Raw genomic sequence first — 3107 nt, 5'->3', positions numbered from 1 at the left:
AAGTGGCCGTCGACAAGCTGCGGACGCGCGCTGGCCACCAAGGCTTCGGCACGCGGCAGGGCCGAGGCGTCGAAATGCTCGGCGAGCTCAACAATCATCCACGCCCTTGTGAGTGCCAGGCCGTAGAGATGGGCTAAGCGGCCATCGGTCGGGTCGAGTACTTCTGGGATATCGCTAAGGAAATCCAGTGCTTCGGCGCGGTGGGGGAGGAAACCGTCGAACCACTGCGGGAAGTCCGGGAGAACGCGCGACATGAGCAGAGCTTCAGATAATCCGTTAGAGAGGAAATCGTGCCCGGACAGCTCCCACTCGAGTGGGTAGGCGCGGTCATCGCCGAAAAGGCGAACCGCAGCCTTGCGCACCGAATCCGCCAGCGAATCCTGCCCGATCTTCTCCGCGGCCTCGAGGATGAGGAAAAGGTTGAAGGCGGTATTGGAGTGCATGCCGTGGAGTACTGGTTGGTTGAGTGAACCGAGCCAGTCGTGGCAGTGCTGCGCGGTGAGCTCGACGAGCTTATCCATTGCTTCGCTGGGACGGATGGAGGCTAGCTGCAACAGCCAAGCGCGCCCGTAGGGCATCTCATACCCGGGGTGTTCGACAAGGTAGTTGTATTCGACGGTGAGGGCTTGGGGGCTGAGGCGATCGTCGAGAAGCGCGGCAAGACTGGTGGGAGACTTGGGCCCGAGCATGGTATCCAACAGCACCCCGGAATACTGCATGTGGACGCTGGAATGCCAGTCGAAACAGCCGTAGAAACTGGGGTGCAGCTCGCGTGGGCGCACGGTGCAATCATCAGCTGAGCTGCTCGTGTGGTGCATGGCGGCGGGAAATTCGCGCTCGAGGGCGTCCACAATTGTCTCCGCCCAGGTTTTGGCCCAATTCTCTAGCGTGGTCATGCGTCAAGTATGACAGAGACCCCGGACATCTATCACGACCTGCAGTTTCGTGGTTGTGTGCTACAGGGAAAGTGCAGCCTTCAACTGCGGGAGGAAAAACTCTGCTGCTTTAGCAAGCCCAGCCACCGCCGCGGTGACGAGAGCAACGACGCCACCGGCTGCGAGCAGGGAGAGGCGCTTTTCTTTCGCGTCAATCTGTTCAAGTTCGTGCTCATGCTCGTCGCGCAGCGCGTCTTTGACGTTGATATCCATGTTGAACTCGCCCCATGCCTGGGAGGCGGACCGATATTCCTCTTCGGCTGCTTTTATCTCTTCCGCTGAAGCGCCGGAGTTCTTTAGCTCTTCCAGCTTGAGGCGGGCGTCTTCAGCGTTCTGCCACATCTCTTTAGCCCGGGCTTCATCTTCTTCAGATGGCTTGTACTCTTCGGCCCCGTCTGCCTTGCTGCTAAATGCGCTGAAGCAGTCTTCGCGCAAGCACCGAGAGGATTCCACGTTGAGCTCCTGTGCCGTCGCAGTAGGAACCGCTACGAGGCCTGCGGCGATGACTGTTGCCATTCCAAGGCCGGACCGGCGATGCCACGAATTCATAGAAGTCTCCTTCAATAGGGAAAGTAGGGAAGCGGCTTTACTGTATCGCGGGACGCGTCCGAGCGCTGAAAAATGGGAGGGTTCTGTTGGTCAACAAACCATTCTTTCCTGACTGTATAGCCAGAATTCGGCTGGTAATTTTCGAGGCAGTCGAACAAAGGATCGATTGTGTGAGTTATTGTCTTAGCTTCTTTCTAATGTGTAAAGCAGACATCTGAAGCGTTGGGGAATCGGTTCATTGTGGGGCGCAAGGGTGTCCACAGCATAGGATGCAGTTCACAGGAGAGGACTGCTGCACAACTCACGAGGGGGAGCCATGAGGTTCTTAGAACAAAAGCCGACAACTTTTAGTAAAGGGCAGATACATCGAATAGGCAGTGCGCTGCGCGCTGGGAAAGAGTTCGATGAGGGGCTATACCGGCTCATATTGGTTCAACAGTCTGCCTTATGCGACCATCTTGAGTCCTTGGCCGTATCAGCATTGAGTAAATCGGGTGTGCCACTGGAGCGTTCGACAAATGCCGTTGTGGAGCCGGATTCGAATCGTTTCTTCGTAGGATCGAGGGTTAAGACCCGGCCAGTGCTTGTTGAGAAACTAAGGAGAATGCCGAGCTTTCCGCTGGAGAGCATCCAGGATTTTTCGGGAGTGCGAATGGACTTTGATGTCTCGCTTTCGGAGCAAACAAAAGTCGCTGAAATACTTGCCCAAGACCTTGAAGAGCAAGGCGCTGCTCGCGTCAAAATTCAGGATATGAGAGAAAAGCCGCACTCTGGGTATCGGGCGATCCATCTGCACATTTATTCTCCGGCAGGCCGTGCCGAGTTCCAACTACGCACAGCACTCCAATCACGATGGGCCAACCTCTACGAACTGGCTGGTGACTTATACGGTCGGGGCATTCGATACTTGGAGTTTGGTGAGCAAGTACCGCGGCAATTCAATACCCAGGTCCGCTCACTCCATGAGCTTTCAGACGTTGTGTACAAAGTGGAGAGGTATTTCGATGCGCTTTCCCCTCCGTTTGCCGAGCATATCCTCGAAACAGTAGGGCTGCGTGAAGCCCGTTTATTGCGGCAAAAGACTTCTACGATGTTGGATAGATTCATTAGTCGGCTCGACAAGAGATGGGCAGACAATGGGTCGGAAAGGAGCGAATAGCATGCCGGCTTTTCTCATCAAATATCACCGCCCGACGGGTGCATTGAATGTTACCGAGTTTGGAACCTTGACTGAGGCAACTCTTGCCCGTCATGACCTTGATCAAATCAACGATGACCCCGATGTTGAACTCGTTGCTATTGGTGCTACGAACTTGGAATCCGTCCGGCACACGCATGCGCGTTACTTCTTCCGTGAGAAAACCGCGCCGCCGTACCCTTTTGTGGCTTAAGTCCGGCGGCTCTGAATAGCGCAGTGAGAAGAGATTAGCTGCGCAGGATCTTCTCCATGGCCTTGCCTTTGGCGAGCTCGTCAACGAGCTTGTCCATGTATCGAATGTTTTGTATCAGCGGGTCCTCGATGTCCTGCACCTTGTATCCGCAAACGCTCCCGGTGATAAGTGAGCGGGACGGGTTGAGATGTGGTGCCTGTTTGTTCAGAAGACTGAAATGGTAGCGGTGTGG

5 protein-coding genes are annotated in these 3107 nt (G+C 55.4%); 2 read left to right on the top strand and 3 right to left on the bottom strand.

Annotated features, from left to right (window positions below; translation table 11 throughout):
* Both HMPREF2993_RS11180 and HMPREF2993_RS11175 read right to left on the bottom strand, forming a co-directional pair.
* Positions 1-896 (bottom strand): DUF2891 family protein (locus HMPREF2993_RS11180; protein WP_070702403.1); only part of this gene is annotated, 896 nt, incomplete at its 3' end.
* 60 nt (positions 897-956) lie between these two features.
* Positions 957-1484 (bottom strand): hypothetical protein, encoded by a 528-nt coding sequence (locus tag HMPREF2993_RS11175; RefSeq protein ID WP_070517195.1) that lies wholly within the window; start codon positions 1482-1484, stop codon positions 957-959.
* Between the two features lie 316 nt (positions 1485-1800).
* Between HMPREF2993_RS11175 and HMPREF2993_RS11170 the strand changes: the two genes are divergently transcribed.
* Both HMPREF2993_RS11170 and HMPREF2993_RS11165 read left to right on the top strand, forming a co-directional pair.
* Positions 1801-2643, top strand: a complete 843-nt coding sequence (locus HMPREF2993_RS11170) for a RelA/SpoT domain-containing protein (protein ID WP_083317798.1) — start codon at positions 1801-1803, stop codon at positions 2641-2643.
* 1 nt (position 2644) lies between these two features.
* The gene (locus HMPREF2993_RS11165) at positions 2645-2875 is read left to right on the top strand and encodes a hypothetical protein (RefSeq protein ID WP_070517199.1); all 231 of its coding nucleotides are present in this window, start codon (positions 2645-2647) and stop codon (positions 2873-2875) included.
* Between the two features lie 34 nt (positions 2876-2909).
* On the opposite strand, the gene HMPREF2993_RS11160 is transcribed toward HMPREF2993_RS11165, so the two are convergent.
* Positions 2910-3107: DUF2200 family protein (locus HMPREF2993_RS11160; RefSeq protein ID WP_141758304.1), on the bottom strand; the 198-nt coding region annotated here is incomplete at its 5' end.

The sequence above is a fragment of the Corynebacterium sp. HMSC068G04 genome (assembly GCF_001814885.1).
Classification (GTDB): Bacteria; Actinomycetota; Actinomycetes; order Mycobacteriales; family Mycobacteriaceae; genus Corynebacterium; species Corynebacterium hiratae.
Note: the sequence above shows the minus strand (reverse complement) of the source record. Positions and strands in the feature narration are given on the sequence as shown.

What these genes read in the sequence shown, in the direction of transcription:
- HMPREF2993_RS11170 (WP_083317798.1), top strand. Translation starts at nt 1,801, where the DNA reads ATGAGGTTCTTAGAACAAAAGCCGACAACTTTTAGTAAAGGGCAGATA.
- HMPREF2993_RS11175 (WP_070517195.1), bottom strand. Translation starts at nt 1,484, where the DNA reads ATGAATTCGTGGCATCGCCGGTCCGGCCTTGGAATGGCAACAGTCATC.
- HMPREF2993_RS11165 (WP_070517199.1), top strand. Translation starts at nt 2,645, where the DNA reads ATGCCGGCTTTTCTCATCAAATATCACCGCCCGACGGGTGCATTGAAT.